Origin of the sequence: Caproicibacterium amylolyticum, assembly GCF_014467055.1 — a bacterium.
GTDB classification, from domain to species: domain Bacteria; phylum Bacillota; class Clostridia; order Oscillospirales; family Acutalibacteraceae; genus Caproicibacterium; species Caproicibacterium amylolyticum.
In genome coordinates this window covers 2469126-2487826 of record NZ_CP060696.1, presented here as the reverse complement: position 1 = coordinate 2487826, position 18701 = coordinate 2469126, and the positions used below count along the sequence as shown (strand labels likewise).

General features: G+C 49.3%; 19 protein-coding genes, 2 pseudogenes and 1 riboswitch. Of the genes and pseudogenes, 14 read left to right on the top strand and 7 right to left on the bottom strand.

What is annotated here, in order from left to right:
- Nucleotides 1-6 precede the first annotated feature (6 nt).
- From H6X83_RS11865 to H6X83_RS11835, 7 genes and pseudogenes are all read left to right on the top strand, one after another.
- A complete protein-coding gene (locus H6X83_RS11865; RefSeq protein WP_212506677.1) occupies nucleotides 7-261 on the top strand; it encodes a helix-turn-helix domain-containing protein in 255 nt (84 codons plus the stop codon).
- A gap of 913 nt (nucleotides 262-1174) precedes the next feature.
- Nucleotides 1175-3298 (top strand): heavy metal translocating P-type ATPase, encoded by a 2124-nt coding sequence (locus H6X83_RS11860; RefSeq protein WP_212506676.1) that lies wholly within the window; start codon nucleotides 1175-1177, stop codon nucleotides 3296-3298.
- A gap of 49 nt (nucleotides 3299-3347) precedes the next feature.
- Nucleotides 3348-3728 (top strand): ArsR/SmtB family transcription factor, encoded by a 381-nt coding sequence (locus H6X83_RS11855; protein WP_212506675.1) that lies wholly within the window; start codon nucleotides 3348-3350, stop codon nucleotides 3726-3728.
- 36 nt (nucleotides 3729-3764) lie between these two features.
- Nucleotides 3765-3891 (top strand): annotated as a pseudogene (locus H6X83_RS14610) (transposase); the annotation flags it as partial.
- A gap of 199 nt (nucleotides 3892-4090) precedes the next feature.
- Nucleotides 4091-4297, top strand: coding sequence for an FMN-binding protein (locus H6X83_RS11845; protein WP_066648666.1), 207 nt, complete (start codon nucleotides 4091-4093; stop codon nucleotides 4295-4297).
- A gap of 236 nt (nucleotides 4298-4533) precedes the next feature.
- Nucleotides 4534-4941: pseudogene (locus H6X83_RS11840) on the top strand (cupin domain-containing protein); the annotation flags it as partial.
- 202 nt (nucleotides 4942-5143) lie between these two features.
- Entirely contained in the window at nucleotides 5144-5656 is a 513-nt protein-coding gene (locus H6X83_RS11835; protein ID WP_212506674.1) for a ferritin-like domain-containing protein, read from the top strand.
- 80 nt (nucleotides 5657-5736) lie between these two features.
- On the opposite strand, the gene H6X83_RS11830 is transcribed toward H6X83_RS11835, so the two are convergent.
- From H6X83_RS11830 to H6X83_RS11805, 6 genes are all read right to left on the bottom strand, one after another.
- Nucleotides 5737-8265, bottom strand: a complete 2529-nt coding sequence (locus H6X83_RS11830) for a cation-translocating P-type ATPase (RefSeq protein WP_212506673.1) — start codon at nucleotides 8263-8265, stop codon at nucleotides 5737-5739.
- 106 nt (nucleotides 8266-8371) lie between these two features.
- Nucleotides 8372-8462, bottom strand: a riboswitch (NiCo riboswitch).
- A 123-nt stretch (nucleotides 8463-8585) separates the two neighbouring features.
- Entirely contained in the window at nucleotides 8586-9197 is a 612-nt protein-coding gene (locus tag H6X83_RS11825; protein ID WP_212506672.1) for a DedA family protein, read from the bottom strand.
- Between the two features lie 13 nt (nucleotides 9198-9210).
- Nucleotides 9211-9837: a phosphatase PAP2 family protein gene (locus tag H6X83_RS11820; RefSeq protein WP_212506671.1), complete on the bottom strand. Its 627-nt coding sequence runs from the start codon at nucleotides 9835-9837 to the stop codon at nucleotides 9211-9213.
- Nucleotides 9838-9844: 7 nt separating this feature from the next.
- Nucleotides 9845-10783: a zinc ribbon domain-containing protein gene (locus tag H6X83_RS11815; RefSeq protein ID WP_212506670.1), complete on the bottom strand. Its 939-nt coding sequence runs from the start codon at nucleotides 10781-10783 to the stop codon at nucleotides 9845-9847.
- 261 nt (nucleotides 10784-11044) lie between these two features.
- Nucleotides 11045-11584: an RNA polymerase sigma factor gene (locus H6X83_RS11810; protein WP_066648699.1), complete on the bottom strand. Its 540-nt coding sequence runs from the start codon at nucleotides 11582-11584 to the stop codon at nucleotides 11045-11047.
- Between the two features lie 207 nt (nucleotides 11585-11791).
- The gene (locus H6X83_RS11805; protein ID WP_212506669.1) at nucleotides 11792-12268 is read right to left on the bottom strand and encodes a helix-turn-helix domain-containing protein; all 477 of its coding nucleotides are present in this window, start codon (nucleotides 12266-12268) and stop codon (nucleotides 11792-11794) included.
- Nucleotides 12269-12662: 394 nt separating this feature from the next.
- Between H6X83_RS11805 and H6X83_RS11800 the strand changes: the two genes are divergently transcribed.
- From H6X83_RS11800 to H6X83_RS11790, 3 genes are all read left to right on the top strand, one after another.
- Nucleotides 12663-13853 (top strand): MFS transporter, encoded by a 1191-nt coding sequence (locus H6X83_RS11800; protein ID WP_246419221.1) that lies wholly within the window; start codon nucleotides 12663-12665, stop codon nucleotides 13851-13853.
- A gap of 75 nt (nucleotides 13854-13928) precedes the next feature.
- On the top strand, nucleotides 13929-14585 hold the full coding sequence (locus tag H6X83_RS11795) for an ABC transporter ATP-binding protein (RefSeq protein ID WP_212506668.1): 657 nt from the start codon (nucleotides 13929-13931) through the stop codon (nucleotides 14583-14585).
- Nucleotides 14582-15340, top strand: a complete 759-nt coding sequence (locus H6X83_RS11790; RefSeq protein WP_066648709.1) for an ABC transporter permease — start codon at nucleotides 14582-14584, stop codon at nucleotides 15338-15340. The genes H6X83_RS11795 and H6X83_RS11790 overlap by 4 nt, the downstream gene beginning before the upstream one ends.
- A 252-nt stretch (nucleotides 15341-15592) precedes the next feature.
- Here the strand turns inward: H6X83_RS11790 and H6X83_RS14605 are convergent, their stop codons facing one another.
- Nucleotides 15593-15763, bottom strand: coding sequence for a MerR family DNA-binding protein (locus H6X83_RS14605; RefSeq protein ID WP_246419667.1), 171 nt, complete (start codon nucleotides 15761-15763; stop codon nucleotides 15593-15595).
- Between the two features lie 174 nt (nucleotides 15764-15937).
- Here H6X83_RS14605 and H6X83_RS11780 point away from each other — a divergent pair, with 174 nt between their 5' ends.
- The 4 genes from H6X83_RS11780 (at nucleotide 15938) to H6X83_RS11765 (ending at nucleotide 18546) form a co-directional block, all read left to right on the top strand.
- Nucleotides 15938-16378 carry a MarR family winged helix-turn-helix transcriptional regulator gene (locus tag H6X83_RS11780; RefSeq protein ID WP_066648712.1) on the top strand — a complete coding sequence of 147 codons (441 nt, stop codon included), beginning with the start codon at nucleotides 15938-15940 and terminating at the stop codon, nucleotides 16376-16378.
- 41 nt (nucleotides 16379-16419) lie between these two features.
- Nucleotides 16420-17229 carry an arsenite methyltransferase gene (gene arsM / locus H6X83_RS11775; protein ID WP_212506667.1) on the top strand — a complete coding sequence of 270 codons (810 nt, stop codon included), beginning with the start codon at nucleotides 16420-16422 and terminating at the stop codon, nucleotides 17227-17229.
- A 14-nt stretch (nucleotides 17230-17243) separates the two neighbouring features.
- Nucleotides 17244-17738 (top strand): GNAT family N-acetyltransferase, encoded by a 495-nt coding sequence (locus H6X83_RS11770; protein WP_212506666.1) that lies wholly within the window; start codon nucleotides 17244-17246, stop codon nucleotides 17736-17738.
- 349 nt (nucleotides 17739-18087) lie between these two features.
- Nucleotides 18088-18546 carry a C-GCAxxG-C-C family protein gene (locus H6X83_RS11765; protein WP_212506665.1) on the top strand — a complete coding sequence of 153 codons (459 nt, stop codon included), beginning with the start codon at nucleotides 18088-18090 and terminating at the stop codon, nucleotides 18544-18546.
- Nucleotides 18547-18701: the final 155 nt, after the last annotated feature.

The following is an 18701-nucleotide window of genomic DNA, read 5'->3' as shown; positions in this document are numbered from 1 at the left end:
TATGTCGTGGGGTATTTTACATCTTTGTATGCTTCTGAGCTTCCTCACCGCGCGGTTGCCGTGTATATGTACCTGCGCGACCGAGCCGATAAGGACGGCAAATGCTACCCGGCGATCGGTACCATCGCACGGGAGCTGAAGCTGTCCAAAAGCACGGTCAAACGGGCTATCGCCGATCTTGAAAAAAGCGACCACCTCTGCAAAGAGCCGAGGTGGCGCGAAAACGGCGGAAAATCCTCCAATCTGTATCACATAAGGTAAACGCTGAAAAAGTATCTGCTCTGCCAAGAAGAAAGTCTGCCCACAGGTGAACCGTGGAACGGTTCATGGTGAACCATGAAAGCGAACCTCCTACTCTAAGCAGATCTAAATCAGAGAAAAGACAAGCGGAAAGGTTTATTTTTCTTTCTTCCTTTCTTTCACCGGTATGGGAGTAACCTCCGCTGTATCCGGGTCAATCAGAATAATTCCCTTGTTCTTTTCTCTGGCGTATGTAACGAGATGAGCGGCAGATTCCACAAAAACGAGCATCTGTTCTTTGTAAACCGCCAGAACGGAACCGGAGCGGTTCACCAGTATTCATTGCAGCGGGGATAAAAACTGTTTTTAAGTAAGCGTCAAAAACGCCGTCACCTTGACAGAATCAATTGGTGTCGCGCTAAGTTTTTCATTGCTCCTGAATGTCCGGCACATCCGGTGTCAGATATTTGCTTTTGAGCGCGCGCAGAACATCGCTGATGGTGGAAACCGATGCCACATTCTGTATTTCCACCCCCGCTTCCCGAAGCGGGTTGTTACGACGGCTCCCGTAGTTGGTGCCTCTTTTGGGGGATCCAGTTCAGCAAATACCGTTCGCGGGTCGGCGATGATTTCTCCATCCGGCTGGCTGCAGGCCAGCAGTGCTTCGAGCCGTACTCTCCGGGAAAAGGTACACAAGCCGCGCAATAAAGTCATCAGATCCGCGCCGGGAAAACGAGTCAATCTGCTGGTGTACATTCGGGCCAAACTCCGCGCCGGAAAAGGCATCGGCTACGAACGGTGGGCCAGGATTTTCAACCACAAACACGGCATCCAACAGATCCGGAATATTTTTTTTTCTATTGACAATAATTTATGATAATGATAATATAACGATTAAGCAATCGTTTAATCGTTATATTAGGGGGGCTTATCCATGTCGACGAAGGTATTTATGCTTAATGGGTTGGACTGCGCCAACTGTGCCGCAAAAATAGAAACAGAAATTAAAAACATTGAAGGGATTAAGTTCGCTTCAGTAGATTATGTTTCTAAGAGACTTACTTGGGAAGCTGAGTCGAATACCAATGTTCCTATGTTAGTGGAGAAGATAGAAAGCATCGTAAAAAAAATAGAACCGGATGTGAAAATTGCTTTAGTGAAAAATCCTTCTAAATCTAAAATAGAAGAAAAAGATGACGACGATGAAGAAGGGCATAAAAAAGAGATAGTCGAACTGGTGATTGGAGGAACTTTATTTGTTGTTGGATTGATTTTTAAATTTCAAAACTGGCTTGAACTTACCATATTTTTAATAAGCTATATCATTGTTGGCAGAAAAGTTGTTTTAAGCGCAATAAAGGGGATCGTACGAGGTCAGGTATTCAGTGAGCACTTCCTGATGAGTGTTGCTACAATCGGTGCCTTCTTTGTTGGAGAGTATCCGGAAGGCGTCGCCGTTATGTTGTTCTATCTGGTTGGGGAATTATTCGAGGATATGGCCGTGGATAATTCCAGAAAGTCAATCAGTGAATTAATGGATATAAGACCTGATTATGCAAATTTACAGGTTGGCGAAGAACTCAAAAAAGTATCTCCTGATGAAGTAAATATCGGTAATAAGATCGTAGTAAAACCGGGAGAAAAAATTCCTCTTGACGGCAAGGTCATAGAAGGCACTTCAATGGTTGATACAGCGGCATTGACCGGAGAATCCGTTCCACGTGAGTTAAAACCCGGAAGTGATGCTTTGAGCGGGTTTGTAAATAAGAATGGCGTTTTGACTATTGAAGTTACAAAAGGATTCGGAGAATCTACAGTTTCAAAAATCTTGGATTTAGTACAGAATGCCAGCAACAAAAAAGCGCCAACTGAAAAATTTATAACAAAATTTGCGCGTTACTATACTCCGGTTGTTGTATTTGGAGCATTGGCATTAGCAATTATTCCGCCTTTGGTTATTCCAGGAGCATCCTTCTCTGACTGGATTTACCGAGGGTTAGTATTCTTGGTGGTTTCCTGCCCCTGCGCGTTAGTGCTTTCAATACCATTGGGATTCCTTGGGGGAATTGGGGGAGCTTCAAAAAAGGGAATATTAGTAAAAGGCGGCAACTACCTTGAAGCATTGAACAATGTTGAAGCAGTTGTTTTTGATAAGACGGGGACTTTAACCAAAGGTGTATTCAAGGTTACAAAAGCGATTTCTGAAAACGGTTATACAGAGGATGAACTGATCAAATATGCGGCATATGCTGAAAGCTATTCAAATCATCCGATTGCACTTTCAATTATAGCTGCTTATCATGCTGAAATTGATAAATATAAAATTGAAAATTATCAGGAAATAGCGGGACATGGAATTAAGGTCAATGTCAATGGAAAGGAAGTACTCGTTGGAAATACTAAATTAATGATCAGTGAAAACATCCAATACACTGATGTGGATACGTTAGGCACAGTAGTACATGTGGCCATAGACAAAAAGTATGCGGGCAGTATCATAATTTCAGATGAGGTGAAAGAAGACTCTGCAAAAACAATTAAAGAGTTGAAAGCGCTTGGCGTTAGAAAAACAGTTATGCTTACTGGCGACTTGAAGAAGGTGGCAGACAATATCGGCAAGGAATTAGGTTTAGACAAGGTTTATTCTGAACTGTTACCCGCCGATAAAGTTGAAAAAGTTGAATCCCTGGAAGCCCAAAAATCTCACAAGGGAAAGATTGTATTTGTTGGTGATGGAATTAACGATGCGCCGGTACTTGCAAGAGCCGACATCGGTATCGCTATGGGAGGCTTGGGCTCGGACGCTGCGATTGAGGCCGCAGATGTAGTGATTATGACTGATGAACCTCATAAAGTAGCATCAGCGATAAAAATTGCGAAAAGAACGAGAAACATTGTATCTCAGAATATCGTGTTTGCATTAGGAGTTAAAGCCATATTCCTCGTATTAGGAGCATTGGGGTTAGCTTCCATGTGGGCGGCCGTGTTTGCAGATATGGGGGTTGCTCTGATTGCAGTTGTTAACGCAATGAGAGCTCTGAATACGAAAAAAATATGAATCTTTTTATGATTATATCTTATATTGTTTATATGAAAGGGTGGCTATAATGTCTGAAAACCACGAAAACATGACAGATCAAGAAAATGCAATGTGTGATATCACTATTGTTCATCAGGATATATTAGATAAAGTGAAAAAAGAAATAACTGACGATGATACTTTGTATAATATGGCTGGTATATTTAAAGTACTCAGCGATCCTACACGCCTAAAAATTATAAATGCGCTTATGCTTTCTGAAATGTGCGTGTGTGATATTGCAGCTTTGCTGAATATGTCGAAGCCTGCTATTTCGCATCATCTAAAATCGTTACGGCAAACCCACTTAATTAAATACAGGCGTGACGGGAAAATCGCTTATTATTCACTGAATGATGCACATATTAAAATGATGTTTGATCTATGTATAACGCATATCAAAAAATAATGATACAGGTATTAGTTTAGCTGAAATGAGGCGGGGGTGCGCCGGCTGATCTACACCACCAATGTTATTGAAGGCTTCAACCGGCAGCTCCGAAAGGTGACGAAGGCGAAATCGGTCTTTCCGACGGATGACAGCCTGCTCAAGATGCTGTATCTGGCCATGATGGACATCACGAAAAAATTGACCGGCAGGCGGCAGGACTGGAGCGTGATCCACGCCCAACTGGCCGTATATTTTGCCGGCCGGATGCTGTGCTTTCTTTTATGTCTATGTCCATACACTTTCCGCTCAGTCGTCGGGGCCGGTATAAGGACGGTACTTATCATGGATTTGGCGCCGGATTTCGGGGAGGAACAACGACGGTGACGGTCGAAGTTTCAGGCGGGAAAATTACTGCAATCCAAGTGGATTCCAGCGAGGATGCTCCGAGCTTTTTCAATGCTGCGTACACAATGGTTTCCAATGAAATCATCAGCAACCAGACAGCGGAAGTGGACGCTGTATCCGGCGCGACATACAGCAGCAGGGGCATTATGGATGCAGTTTCCAATGCCTTGGCTCAAGCATAATGATTCATTTAAAGATGCAAATATTGGGGATGAATTTCCGTCTACAGGTTTATTGGGTCTAAGCAAGGTTTCCGTTCCCCTCAGCGGAACAGATTGAAACGAACTGAGCCAATCGCGCGGCAATAACATGGAACAACGCTCGAAACCCATATCGTTTTGAAAAGCACTTTTCCGGCAGATAATTCATATTATGGGTTAAAATCAACGGGAGAGGATCGGAAGATATGCCTGATGAAGAATTAAGAGACTATGGCCCCATACCAATAGTAGTGAATATTGAAGCGGTTACGGAGCAAAACAATACCTTCCGTACCGCTTTCTGGACAGGGAATCATCTGCAGCTTACGCTGATGAGCATTCGTGTGAACGATGATATCGGCTTGGAAATGCACCCTGATGTTGACCAGTTTATCCGCATCGAGCAGGGCGAAGGGCTTGCGAAGTTCGGAAACCGGAGAGACAATATGAATTTTCAAAAGCGAGTCGGGCCAAGCGATGCCATTGTCATACCAGCCGGGACATGGCATAACGTCGTCAATGTAGGCACCGTACCCTTAAAAGTATATTCGATTTATGCACCTCCCCAACATCCTTGGGGAACCGTTCACAAAACGAAAGACGACGCAATAGCAACAGGGACATAAAATAACGGTATCATCAAGCGCTTTGGAGTATTTGAATTCGGGCCCAAGTCCCATTGGAATAATGATGCAGAAAAAGATTTGAACAGATGACTAAGGCAGGATCAGCCTACTGTACGCTATTCCTGCCTGTCCAATTTTGAGGCTAAAAGGGAGAGGCTCTCAGCGGCTGAAGGCAGATTTATATGAAAGGCGGAGGATTATCATGAGCTATACGCATCCGAACGGACAGCCGCAGGGCACGGCACAGAAGTTTACGGATAAACTCAGGGAAATCCTGATCAGTGAAATCATCGCGATTAACGGTTACCAAACCCACATCGCCAACTCGGACATTTCTGAAATAAACGATGCCTGGCACAGTATTATGCTCGACGAAAAGCAGCATTACGGCTGGGTGCTGAAGCTGCTCCGCAAATATGATCCGGAGCAGTATAAACAGTTTTTAGCTCATAAGGACGACAACCCCGGGCCCCAGACACCGGTGTCGCTCTCCCATTCCCAGTCCGGCGGTGCGGCCATTCTGAACGATATCCGGGACGATATCAAGGGAGAACTCGAGGCCGTGATTCTGTATGAAGCGCAGCTGCCAAAATATCCATATCGGGATATCCGCACCACCTTGCAGGCCGTGATTGACGACGAAAAAGGGCACGCGGAGCATCTTACCAGGCTATTGCTAAAATATGACGTCGATCCGTATGATGAACTGGTTTGATTCCGGGCATTTCAGGGAACCGACAAACTTGAACGGCCATGAAATCCATTGGGGATGTCACGGCCGTTCTGATTTTACTGTTAATTCTTTCTCAGATGTTTTACAAGTTTTACGATTTCGACCCAAAGTACCGACGCCGCCGACATCACGATTACGGCGATCGCTTCCGGTCCGGTCAGCGGAGCCAGCTTCACAAAGGCTGAAAGCGGAGTGTATAAGAGCAGGACAAGCATGGAAATGGTTCCCGCAAAGGCCGCCCACATCACCTTGTCTTTGATCAGACGGTGGAATGACTGGAATGCAAAATCCGTTTGGGAACTGTTGACCAGAACCAAAAGCAGATTGCTTAGAAAAATAATGGAAAGGCCCATTGCACGGGCAACCGGAGCGTTTACGGCTGGATCTGCCATAAGAACCGTATAATAGGTTCCAAAAGAAGAGGCAAAAACCGTCAGCCCCTGCAGAATGCTTCTGAAGAGACCTTTCGCTCTCATCAGTTTTTCTTTCGGATCACGGGGATCGCGTTCCATCACATTCTGTTCCGCGGGCTGCCGTTCAAAAATGATGGAGCAGGTCGGGTCGATAATCAGTTCCAAAAGGACGACATGGATGGGCAGTAACATAAGGTTCGCCGGATTTACTTTCAGAAGAGGGGCCAACAGACAGGAAAACGCGATTGGAATGTGAATCGTGAACACATATCCGACCGCTTTTTTGATGTTGTCGTAAATCCGCCTGCCGTCCCTGATGGTATCCACAATCGTCGAAAAATTATCGTCAAGCAGGATGAGATCGGCGGCTTCGCGGGACACCTCCGAACCGCGCTTTCCCATCGCGATGCCGATATCGGCATATTTGAGCGCGGGGGCGTCGTTGACCCCGTCGCCCGTCATTGCCACGATCTCGCCGTTTGCCTTGAAAGCCTTCACGATGCGCATCTTATGCTCCGGGACGACGCGGGAAAAAATGCTGACGGAACGGACACGTCTCTGAAGTTCCTCATCCGTCATCCGGTCGATCTCGTCGCCAGTGACGGATTTCCCGCATGGCATGCCGATCTGCTTCGCGATCGCGCCTGCCGTGATGCCGTTGTCGCCCGTAATCATCACAACGCGGACGCCTGCCTTCCTGCAGCGGAGGATATCCGCTTTTACGGATTCCCTCGGAGGATCCGCAAGGCCAACCAATCCGCAGAACTGAAGGCGGCATTGGGCCAAAGAAGCGGGAACTTCGCCCGCCGTTCCAACGTCCATTCTGCCAACCGCGATCACGCGGAGCCCGCGTGCCGCCATATCGGCGGCTTTTTCCTGCGCTTTGTCCCGTTCGTCCGAATTGAGATTACATAAAGCGAGGACCTTTTCCGGCGAGCCTTTCGCGGCGATCAGGATTTCATTGCCGCGTCTCCAGACATGGCCCATCATTTTTGCCTCATGAGTGAAGGAATATTCCCGAATCAGCTTGCCGCCGAACAGGAAATCCCTGGACAGGCCCCTGCCTTCACAATACGAAATCATGGCCTTTTCCATAGGGTCATATGCGTCCGGTTCGCAGGCCATCCCCATGACCGCGCAGAGGTCCCGCTCTTTGTTTTCCTCTGTCCACGTATCGCATACGGTCATCTGATTCATCGTAATGGTGCCGGTCTTATCAACGCAAAGAACCGACACGGCGCCGAGCGTTTCCACGGAAGCCAGCCTGCGCATCAGCGAATGCTTTTTTGCAAGCCGCCATGCGCCCATGGAAAGGAAGACTGTCAAAATAACCGGGAACTCTTCCGGGATCATGGCCATGGCGAGCGTGACGCCGGAAAGGATGCTTTCGATCAGCCTGTCGGTAAATTGGTGGTCCGGGATATTCAGCCAGGTGAAGCAGCCTACCAATACAAACAGGACCGCCGCAATAACCGCGCAAAGCTTCACGAGCCCGCGGGTCTGCCTCTGAAGCGGCGACGGGGCTTCCGGTGCGCCGACGACATTTGTACCGATTTTCCCGAACTCGGTGGCTTTGCCGATTTGATCCACGCGGACCAGCGCGCTTCCCTGCGTCACAAGAGTCCCCGCGTAGCAGTGGTCGCGCCGCCAGTGCCCGCCGTCTGCATCGGCGGTCCCGAGCGCGACCTTCCAAACGCCTTCCGCTTCGCCCGTCATGGACGACTCGTCGACGCACAAATCGTTCGCCTGAAGGATCTCCCCGTCCGCCGGGATCTTGTCGCCTTCGGCAATCAGCATGATATCCTCCGGGACAAGATCGGCGCTGTCGATCCGCCGCTCCGCTCCGTCCCGCAGCACCGTAATGCGCGGCGCCGCGAGATCCTTTAAGGCGTTCAGAGTCTTGTCGGTTTTCCAGCCCTGAATCACATCGATACTGATCATACCCGATACAAAGATCAGCATAACAACTCCGTCGCGCGGCTCACCCAGCAAAAAATAGATGACCGCCGTCACGATGAGCAGCAAAAACATAGGTTCCGACAAGGCTTTCAAAATCTCTTGAAGAACATTCTTTTTCTTTTTCGGAATCAATTCGTTCCTGCCGAATCGCTTTTGACGTTGCACGGCTTCCGCCGTTGTCAGGCCGGTTGGATTTATGGTTTTCTTTCGTTCTGTCATAAAAGTTACCTCCATCATGCTTCTCAGCATTTATGCGACAGCTCTATGGCATTGCAAAGATACAGCTGCAGCCTCAAAAGGGTACAAAAATACCTGTGAGACAACATACTGTCCCACAGGTTCTGATCAACCTGTTGCCGCGAGGCCCAGCCCCATAAACCCAATATCGGGTTTATCGCCTGCTCAGTTTGTACTGTAGATTAAATGCAGCGCAGAGAGATGAAAGATATTTTATCATATTCATTTACTCACGTCAAGTGATTAAAAACAAAAATATAAGATTCCTATCATGAATTTTATGGCGGATCCTGAGAGAAAACCTATTTTTGATTTTTCCTTTTTTTAGAAATCCAAACAACAAAACCGACCCCTCCGACCGCCATCACGGCGAGAGCAATGTAGGTATAGAGATTCATGGATTGGCTGACGCGTTCCCAGCCGGCTCCGGCAAAAGCGCCCAGCAGCACCAGAACCACATTCCAAATTGCGGAGCCGAGGATAGTGTACAAAAGGAACCTGCCTCTGCGCATCCGCGCCATCCCCGCAGGGATGGAGATGAGGCTTCGGACTAATGGAATAAACCGGCAAAAAAAGACGGTGGAGGCACCGCGCCGATTAAACCAGTTATCCGCCCGTTCCACATCCCCTTTTTTCAGCCCGAGGACATGTCCCCATTTCCCGATGAACCTGTCCATTTTCTCGGCCGGAAGCAGCCGTCCGACGCCGTAAAGGACGATTGCCCCGGCCACCGACCCGATGGTGGCGGACAAGGTGACGATCCAGATGTTCATGCTGGTGTAAGTGGTCATGAAGCCGCCGAAAGTCAGGATCAGCTCGGACGGAATGGGAGGAAACAGGTTCTCGATTGCGATCAGCAGTGCTATCCCCACGTATCCGTACTGGTTCATAATATGGATGACCCATTCCTGCATTTTGAACTTCCTTTCAAAAATCCGAGTTTTTAATCTTTGCTTGTCTGCCGTTCCAAAGCGAGTAAACCAGCAGGGATATGGCGGCCCCGAACAGCCAGCCGCCCAGAACATCGCTCGCATAGTGGACGCCCAGATAGACTCGGCTGAATCCGATCAGGCCCGCCAAGGCGATGCACAGGGAAGAAAGAAATAGTTTTCGGGAAAAACTTCCAAGATACCGGATGATCATCAAGATCAGCATGACATAGAGCGACGCGTTGATCATCGCATGGCCGCTGGGAAAGCTGTAGCCCGTTTCGCTGATCAGCCGGAGGACATTCGGGCGTCCCCTCGCGAAAATCTGCTTCAGGAGGACGTTGAACACACCGGACATTATCACTACCGCCGAAGTAGGCAGTGCGATGGTTCTCCTCGTTTTTGGTGCGAGAAACAGTGACAGGCAGAACACAATTACAGTAATTGGATCGCCGAGATGGGTGATCACCTTCATCATTGCAGTCAAAACGGGTGACATATTTTCCACTGCTTCCCCATAAAACCATCCTTCAAAGCGAATAGTGATTCCGGCATAGATACATACAGCGAGCATCGCAAATAAAATGACCGGCATCACCACAAGCCATATGATGCGTTTATTCATCCCGTCCCTACTCTCCTCCATCCAGTGCGCTGCCGCAGTGTTTGCAGTACCGGTCGTCTTCGCTCCCCGGCATATGGCACCGAGGACATATTTTTCCGAGTTTCGCCCCGCAGCAGGTACAGTAGGCGTTGTCTTTGTTTTGCACGGCTCCGCACCGGTAACAGGTCTGGCGGCTTTGCCGGTACAAAAGAAAAACGAGCCATCCGGCCAGATTGGTAAAAAGCGTGGCGATCCCCCATACCGCCGCGTCCATCCGGGCCTTGAGGGCCTGCGCGTAAACCCAGAGGGCCAGAAGGACCCAGTAAACCATGAAGGAAAGGACGGCGAGGGCGGCTGCGGCCTTCAGATAGAATTCGCCGCGCGGGACCGGCTGAGCGCTGCTGATAAAATAAATTTTTCCGCCGCCCGGCTCGTCCGCCAGGTAAGAGAGCAGATAGTTTTTCTGCTGCCGGTCTTGCTTTTTATAAAAGGAGCGATCCTGCATCTCCTGCTCCGCCTCTTCGTCGATTCCGAGCAGTTCTTTCGAGGCTTTCAGCCTACCGCCGTCCAGCAAGCGGAAATGCAGGTTCGGATTCGTCGCATCCGTGAAATAACGATTTTGGCCATCCGGTTTCTCCACAAGGTTCAGAGAACCTTCCTTTGACAAATCCGAATGCTTTGCGGCGAACAAAATCCGGTTTTGTCCGTCCAAAATCAAAATGTCCACCAGATCCGGCGAGGAAGCCGCCAATTGATTCAGCTCGGGCTTTAATCCCTCGTATCCGCTCTTCATGCCGATTGCCTGTTCGCTCACTCTGCGGTACCCTTGGGCAAGGACGATCCTGTCCCGGAAAGTATGGACCAGAAAGCCGGCCGACAGGATTCCGGCCAGGACCGCAAGGACCAGGTAAACGGTCACCGCTTTCTTGAAATTGAATTTTTTGATGGCAGCGTCAAAGTGATTCATTTTCGGAACCTCCCGATTTCCTGCTGAAAATCAGCGGGGACAGTAGGCAAAAGCCGACGGAAAGGAACAGGACGGACGGAATGCAGAAACTCCAGAGACTGACTCCGAGAAAGACGAGCAATCCAGGGAGCAGAAGAAACAGGCAACAGGCGACGACGAAGGCGGCGCGCAGAGCACGATCCCTGCGCCGCCGGCAGATTTCAAGACATTTTCTATCGATCTCGCTATCCAGCCTGGACAGAATCACATTTTTATCCTGTTTTATAACAAAAGCCCCCTTTTCAGCTTTTTCCTCAATTTGGTCATGCCGTTGTGGATGCGGCTTTTCACTGTTTTTGGGTCGCAGGAGAACCGATCGGCTATTTCCCGAAGCGTTTGCTGTTCGCAGTATTTCAACCGGATGGCGGCGGCCTGCTCGGGCGGCAGACTTTCCAGCGCCTTTTTTAGTTTTTCCGCCTGCATACGGTTCAGCACCCTGTCCTGCACATCGAAGGAAGACGGCAAGTCCTGCTCCTCAAAGCTCAGTGTTTCCGGCTTGCTCCGCCTTAGAAAATCAAGATAGCAGTTTTTGGCGATTGTCATTACCCAAGTGGAAAAAGCAGTTTTTTTGCGGACGTCGAATCGGTCGATGCCCCGAATCAGCTTCACGAATGTGTCCTGCGTCAGGTCTTCGCTGAGGGAAGAATCGTTCGTCAGCTTGAAAAGGAATTTTGAGACGTAGGGATAATAAAAGACGATCAGGTCCTGAAACGCTTCCTTTTCCCCTTTTTGAGCCTTCAAAATCAAAGAACGCTCATTCAAACCCTCACCGCCTTTTGACTCTGCTTATTACACGCAGCGGACGGAAAAAAGTTGCAGGGAATCGCAAAAAACAGAATGCCCGTTTTCCGGCATGTGCGGATTCCCGGGTGAAGGCATGGAAAAAGCAGCGAACCCGTCGGACAAGCCGGCAGATCGCTGCATTGGGCCTGAGCCGGGGCGGATATCCGCACGGCCCGAGCGGGCGTATTATCGATCTTTCTTTTGAGGAATCGCTTTGAATTTCTGATTTGCTTCCAGTTTGCATTCTTCGCGCAGGCTCCAGAAAATTTTGAACTCCAGCTTTTCGACTTCCCGCTGCTGCTTATAGCTGACGCGCAGAGTGGCTTCCCGCGGGATCGTGACGTCCCTGCCGAGCTCCGGCAGCAGCGCCTGGATGCGGTTTCCGTTTTTTCGCAGAGAGTCCAGTCTGCTTCCGATGCCGTCGAGCAGGTCGAGGGATTTGCCGGGCGTGTCCTCGGAAACCATGTACCGCTCGTTTTGGTTGATATAGTTCGTCGAATCCCCGGCGGCGAGCCAGCGGACCAGCGCTTCCCGGCTGAAGCGCCATTCGCGGCCGATTTTCCGGGCGGGGATATGCTCCTCCCGGAGCAGTTTAATCAGCGTCTTTTCGCTGATTCCCAAAAATTCCGATGCCTGACTCAGATTTAAGATGTCGTTGTCCATGTTGTTCCTCCTCCCGAACCGTCTGCGGAATATAGTATAATACTTCCAACCTAAAATGGCAAGCCGAATGGAAATTAAATTCACTATGAAAGAACTTAACGGTAATCTGGCGGTATTTTTAATCTTTTCCAACGCCTTTCCGGCATCTTCGGCGGGCAAACCGGCTTTGCTCTTTCAATTTTCCACTATTGTAATTGATGTTGGCACTAAGTACGCTTATCATATGATTATATTCCGTTATACATTGACTTTATTCAGTATTTGCGCTATCATAAGATAAATTTGTAATTCTCTGTTTTCACGGCGGCATGACGGCGGATTTGTGCCGGCGCGGTCGGCTTTTGTTTTGAAGGAAAGTACGGGAGTATGCGGCACGAATACGGGGGCGTTTGTTTTGTCGAAAAAAAAGATGATAATCGTTTCCAATATTTTTCTGATCGGGCTGGTCAGCTTTTTTATGGATATGAGTACGGAAATGATCTACCCGATCATTCCTCTGTACCTGACGGCGGTTCTCGGGGCGACGCCGGCCATCGTCGGCGTGATCGAAGGCGTTGCGGAAAGCGTCGCTTCCCTTCTGAAAGTGGCGAGCGGCTACATCGGGGATCGATATCAAAATAAAAAACGGTTGGCTTTCCTCGGATATTCCGCCTCCGTGCTCTATAAGTTCGTCCTTCTGATAGCCGGCTCGTGGGGCGGCGTGCTGGCGGCGCGGGTGATCGACCGCACCGGCAAGGGGATCCGGACCGCCCCGCGCGACGCTTTGGTGGCGCAGTCGAGCGAAAAAGGGAAACTGGGCGGTTCCTACGGTTTACATAAGATGCTCGATATGGCGGGGTCTTCGCTCGGGGCCCTTTTTGCTTTCCTGTTTATCGCCATCGGAATGAAATATCGCTCGGCGTTCCTCTGGTCCGTCATTCCGGGCGTCGTCGCCGTGACGATCATCCCGCTGATCCGGGAGGAAAAGGGAGCCGCCCCAAAACAGCGGAGGCTGGCCTTTCGGGGCCTGAAACTGGACGCAAGACTGAAATGGTATTTCGCCGTTCTCTTCCTTTTCTGCCTCGGCAACTCTTCCAACGCCTTCTTGCTGCTCAAGGCGCAGTCGCGCGGGTTTTCCACCTCCGAGGTGATGCTGCTCTATCTGATTTTCAACGTTTCCGCGTCCATTCTGGCGATCCCGGCCGGCCGGCTGTCGGACCGGTTCGGCAGAAGCAGGGTCCTGATCCCCGGCTATCTGATCTACGGCCTGGTCTATCTGGGGTTTGCCCTGCTGACGTCGAAAGTCTCCCTGCTGATCCTGTTCGTCGCCTACGGCGCTTATACCGCCTTTATCAGCGGGGCGGAACGGGCGTTGATCGCGGAGGCGTCGCCGGCGGAATATAAGGGGACCGTGCTCGGCGTCTACGGCATGCTGCAGGGCTTCGGCCTCCTGTTTTCCTCCATAATCGCCGGCGGGATGTGGAATGTCTGGGGCTCCGACGCGCCGTTCTGGTTCGGCGGCGTTCTGGGCATCGTCTCCGCCCTGCTGATCGCTGTCATCCTCCGCTCCGGGAAAGGGCGGAAAGCGGCGGACCGTTCGGATTGAAGCCGGAACAGGAGGAAATTTTCAGAAAAAGCGGCCGCTGCCGCCGCGGAAAGTCTTGATCTTGAGGTGAAAGCATTGGAACAGCTCACATTCCGGGATGTTTCCTACCGGCAGGGCGGAAAAGAGATTCTCAAAGACGTTTCGGCACAGTTTTCAGCCGGCGACTTTGTCTCCATCGTCGGCCCCTCCGGAAGCGGGAAGAGTACCTTTTTACGGCTGTGCTGCCATCTGATCAGCCCGACGGAAGGAAAAATCTTCTTCCATGGGAAGGATATGCTTCAGGAAGATCCGATCGGGCTGCGGAAAAAAATCAGCTACTGCTTTCAGGAGCCGGTCCTCTGGGGGAATACGGTGGAAGACAACGTCGCGTTTCCCTACCGCGTCAGGGACCGGAAGATCGACCGGGAAAAAATCGTTTCGCTGCTCGCCCGCTTCAATCTGGACGAAAGCTACCTCTCGCATGAGGTCAAAGGGCTGTCGGGAGGGGAAAAACAGCGGATCTCCCTGATCCGCACGCTGCTTTTCGAACCGGAAATTCTGCTGCTGGACGAAGTGACTTCCGCACTCGACGCCGAGAACACGGAACTGATTGAAAAAGAAATCCTCCGGCTGAACCGGAAGGGCGTCACGGTCCTGTGGGTCACCCACAACACCGCCCAGAGCCGGAAATACGCCAGCCGGCTGCTGCCTCTGGAAAACGGCCGAATCCAATCATCGGAGGAAATCAAATGAACGGTGCGAATATCAGCGACGCCTCTCTTCTGATGGCGTCTTCGTTAGTTCTCGTCTCTCTGCTGTTTTCCTATTTTCAGAAACTTAGGCTGGAAAAAGAGACCCTCATCAGCGTCATACGGGCGGTCATCCAGCTCTTTGCGGTGGGATATGTCCTTCAATTTATCTTCAGACTCCGCAACCCGGCCGTCACGACGCTGATTGTGCTCTTCATGATCTTTAACGCGGCCTTTAACGCGGCCAAGCGGGGAAAAGGGATCAAAAACGGAATTCTGATTTCTTTCCTTTCCATTTTAGTCGGCGCAGGCGCCACGCTTTCCGTCCTGGTCCTCTCCGGCGCGGTGCGGTACGAGGCGAATCAGATCATTCCGATCAGCGGCATGATCATCAGCAACGCCATGGTCGCCATCGGCCTGTGCTACCGGCAGCTCACCGGCGATTTCAAAAGCCGGAGGAACGAAGTGGAAATCAAGCTTTCGCTGGGCGCGGACCTTCTTCCGGCTTCGATGGATATTCTCCGGGACTCGATCCGCACGGGGATGGTTCCCACCATCGACTCCACGAAGACGCTGGGAATCGTCTCCCTTCCCGGCATGATGACGGGGCTGATCCTTGCCGGCACATCCCCGCTCATGGCAATCCGGTACCAGATCATGGTGACATTCATGCTGCTGTCTACGACGGCGATTTCCTCATTTATGGCCTGCTTTCTCTCTTACCGGACCTTCTTCAATGAGAGAAAGCAACTGCTATAGCGCTTTTAAAATAAACGGCCCCTCGCGGACTGCTCCAGCGTGTGGGGCAGAATCGCCGCAAAAGGGCCGCTTTTTGCCGGGTATAGGGCAAAAAGCAATTTTTCGCCTTTGCCCCGGACATAGGAAAAAGGGCCATTTTGCAACAGCCCCTTCTGTTTGGTTGCGGAGGCAGAATTTAAACCAACGGCCTTTGGGTTTTACCGCTGACACAGAAAGCCTTGGACTGGGAACTGAAACATTGAATTTTCTGGTTCACTTTGGCCAATTGCTTTTCATGGAGGCGATGCGACCTTCCACATCCCTTTTATGTGCCATTAGAATTTCGCAGCGCTGAGGCAGAGTCTGCTCCGCCCTGCGGCTCAGATCGACGAATTCCCTGATCTTTTTGATTGGCATTCCGGTGTTTTTCAGGCAAAAAACCAGACCAAGCCACTCCAGGTCTTCTTCCGAAAAACGCCGGACGCCGCCGCAGATAGTCTTTTGCCGGCAGAGGTAGCAAGCTGGCCCCCACTCCCTACCCCCAACGTAGGCAAATATTTTTATTTAACTATTGCAATATACAACTGTTGTATGATAGAATATGCACGAGGTGATGAAATGATTGACCAAGGGAGCGCAATCCTGAGAGAGCTGATCCGGGTGCTTGTAAGGAACTTAGGCATCCTGGAAAAAGGCGATGCCTCTTGCTGCGGCGTTACGATCACGCAATGTCACGCCATTGTCGAAATTGGCCGGAAAGAAAAAATATCACTGGTGGACCTTGCCGACTTATTGGGCGTGGACAAAAGTACCATGAGCCGGACTGTCAATAACCTTGTGGAAGCGGATTTAGCGGTGCGGGAACTGGATGCTGAAAACAGGAGATATGTTACAATTCAGTTGACAGAAAAGGGCAAAGATGTATTCCGGAATATTGAAAAAAGCATGGAGAGCTACTACAAAGGGATATTCGGTTCCATTCCAGAGGATAAAAGAAGTCAGGTGCTGGAAAGCTTGAAGCTCCTGGCGGACGCGGCGCAACGCAACAAATGCTGTTAATCGGAAATGATTTTATTGCTAATTTTAAGGAGGCTATCTTTATGTCGAAGAACATTCGGGAAGAAATCAAGGAGCATTACGGCGATATTGCAAAAAAAGTGTCTGAAACCGCAAAAAGTTCCTGTTGCGGTGGCGGGTCTTGCTGCGGTGATATATCGAATGATCTGTATTCTGTAGAATATGTTGCCGGATTGCCGGAAGAAGCGATCCGGGCCTCGTTGGGCTGCGCGAATCCGGTTGCCCTTGCAAACCTGCAAAAGGGTGAAACGGTGCTGGATTTGGGCAGCGGCGGCGGGATAGACGTGCTGATTTCCGCAAAATTTGTGGGCGAAACAGGCAAAGCCTATGGATTGGATATGACCGACGAAATGCTGGAACTGGCGAATCGCAATAAGGAGAAGATCGGCGCGAAAAATGTTGAATTTATTAAAGGATACATTGAGAATATTCCACTGCCAGACGAATCTGTTGACGTTGTTACATCGAACTGTGTAATCAACCTGACTGAGAACAAGGAAGTCGCTCTGAGAGAGGCTTATCGGGTCTTGAAAAAGGGCGGAAGACTTGCGATTGCTGATATTGTTGAACTGAAAGCCGTTCCGGATGAGATTCGCAAAAGCGTCCAAATGTGGGTCGGCTGCATTTCCGGGGCATTGAGCGTCGCAGAATATGAACGAATTCTGAAAAAAGTCGGCTTTACAAACGTAGAAATTACGCCTGTCAATATCTATACAAAAGAAATCATCCGAAGTATTGCGGAAGAAAAGGAACTTGGTGAGATTTACTCCCACCTAAACGAAGATGCCTTGGACGGTGCTTTTGCGGGCGCACATGTAAAGACATATAAATAGAGAAAGGCTTTGAAATGGACTTTACGATTGAGAAGATGGAACCGGCCGACTGGCCTCAGGTTTCTACCATCTATTCGGCAGGCATCAAAACCGGGATCGCAACTTTCCAAAGAGACGTTCCAAGCTGGAAGGAGTGGGATCAAAGCCATCTGAATTCCTGCCGTTTTATTGCACGATTCAATGATGTGATTTTGGGATGGGCAGCTTTATCCCCAACCTCCAGCAGATGTGTCTATGCGGGAGTAGCCGAAGTCAGCATATACATCGATCCGGAATATAAACATCAGGGCATAGGAACTAAACTCCTGAAAAATTTAATTCAGCAGTCGGAAAAAGAAGGTTTCTGGTCTTTGCAAGCCGGAATCATCAAAGAAAATACCCACAGCCGAGAATTACATCAGAAATGCGAGTTTCGGGAGCTTGGCTTCAGAGAAAGATTAGGACAGATGTCAAATGAAAAATGGCATGACGTCGTTTTAATGGAGCGCAGAAGCAAAGCTGTTGGCTGAATCAATCTATTTCAAGTAGAAAGCAGTGGCATAAAATGGTTCTTCTTTTCATAACTTTACTGATCATCGTCGCGGTAACTCCAAGGGAAAGCAACTCCGATTATGAGGAATATTGCCGGATGGAATGCTGGAGCAGGAGATTTCCGAAATCGTCGAATTAGTCAGAAGGCGGCTTCACGAACAAAATTCGTGAAGCTCCTTTTCTTGTCAGGCATTTACCAGTTCTAAAAATATTTATAAATTCGATTTTTCGATTTAAAGATACTGACAATCATCGATATTGACTTTATACTGTATCATAATATATATTACATATCCGATTACTTTAATTTAGAGGGGAGCAACAGCAATGACATTACAAAAAGAAGTGTTGGCCACCCAAGCCGTTGATCTATTCAGAAATGGGCTCTATTGTTCGGAAGCAATTCTTCAGGTTTTTAATAAGGAGCTTGGCCTGGGATTGAATGACACTGCCATAAAAATGGCAACCGGATTTGGCGCAGGTTTAGGTGCGTCGAAATGCTGCTGTGGCTCGCTGACAGGTGCAGTGATGGTTTTAAGCGCCGTGAAAGGCAGAACAAGTACAGAAGGCAATGTAGATGAGGTGTTTTCCTTAACTCAGGAATTGCATAATGAGTTTAAAAAAAGATATAAAGCTACCTGCTGCCGTGTGCTGACGAGATCAGTAAAATGGGGAGAACCGGAGCATCATCAGCTCTGTGAGCAATATGTCAGAGGTGCTGTAGAAATATTAACTGATATTTTAGAGAGGGAAAGTAAGCCAGCACCAGTAAAAAGCAATGGGTAACCTGGAACTGAACTAAATTAAACCCAAGGCCGCAGAAACAGCTTGCCGCCTTGGGTTCTATTTTATAAAAATTTTTCTCCGACATATTGACATTCATCGATATAAGTATATAATATAGATGAATTTGAATGAAATTGATGCATGTCTATCTTGCG

Excerpts from the sequence above, each read along its gene's own strand:
- H6X83_RS11815 (WP_212506670.1), bottom strand. The coding sequence starts at position 10,783 with ATGAATCACTTTGACGCTGCCATCAAAAAATTCAATTTCAAGAAAGCG.
- H6X83_RS11825 (WP_212506672.1), bottom strand. The coding sequence starts at position 9,197 with ATGCAGGAATGGGTCATCCATATTATGAACCAGTACGGATACGTGGGG.
- H6X83_RS11820 (WP_212506671.1), bottom strand. The coding sequence starts at position 9,837 with ATGAATAAACGCATCATATGGCTTGTGGTGATGCCGGTCATTTTATTT.
- H6X83_RS11770 (WP_212506666.1), top strand. The coding sequence starts at position 17,244 with ATGGACTTTACGATTGAGAAGATGGAACCGGCCGACTGGCCTCAGGTT.
- H6X83_RS11790 (WP_066648709.1), top strand. The coding sequence starts at position 14,582 with ATGAACGGTGCGAATATCAGCGACGCCTCTCTTCTGATGGCGTCTTCG.
- H6X83_RS11805 (WP_212506669.1), bottom strand. The coding sequence starts at position 12,268 with ATGGACAACGACATCTTAAATCTGAGTCAGGCATCGGAATTTTTGGGA.
- H6X83_RS11835 (WP_212506674.1), top strand. The coding sequence starts at position 5,144 with ATGAGCTATACGCATCCGAACGGACAGCCGCAGGGCACGGCACAGAAG.
- H6X83_RS11765 (WP_212506665.1), top strand. The coding sequence starts at position 18,088 with ATGACATTACAAAAAGAAGTGTTGGCCACCCAAGCCGTTGATCTATTC.
- H6X83_RS11860 (WP_212506676.1), top strand. The coding sequence starts at position 1,175 with ATGTCGACGAAGGTATTTATGCTTAATGGGTTGGACTGCGCCAACTGT.
- H6X83_RS11855 (WP_212506675.1), top strand. The coding sequence starts at position 3,348 with ATGTCTGAAAACCACGAAAACATGACAGATCAAGAAAATGCAATGTGT.
- H6X83_RS11830 (WP_212506673.1), bottom strand. The coding sequence starts at position 8,265 with ATGACAGAACGAAAGAAAACCATAAATCCAACCGGCCTGACAACGGCG.
- arsM (WP_212506667.1), top strand. The coding sequence starts at position 16,420 with ATGTCGAAGAACATTCGGGAAGAAATCAAGGAGCATTACGGCGATATT.
- H6X83_RS11780 (WP_066648712.1), top strand. The coding sequence starts at position 15,938 with ATGATTGACCAAGGGAGCGCAATCCTGAGAGAGCTGATCCGGGTGCTT.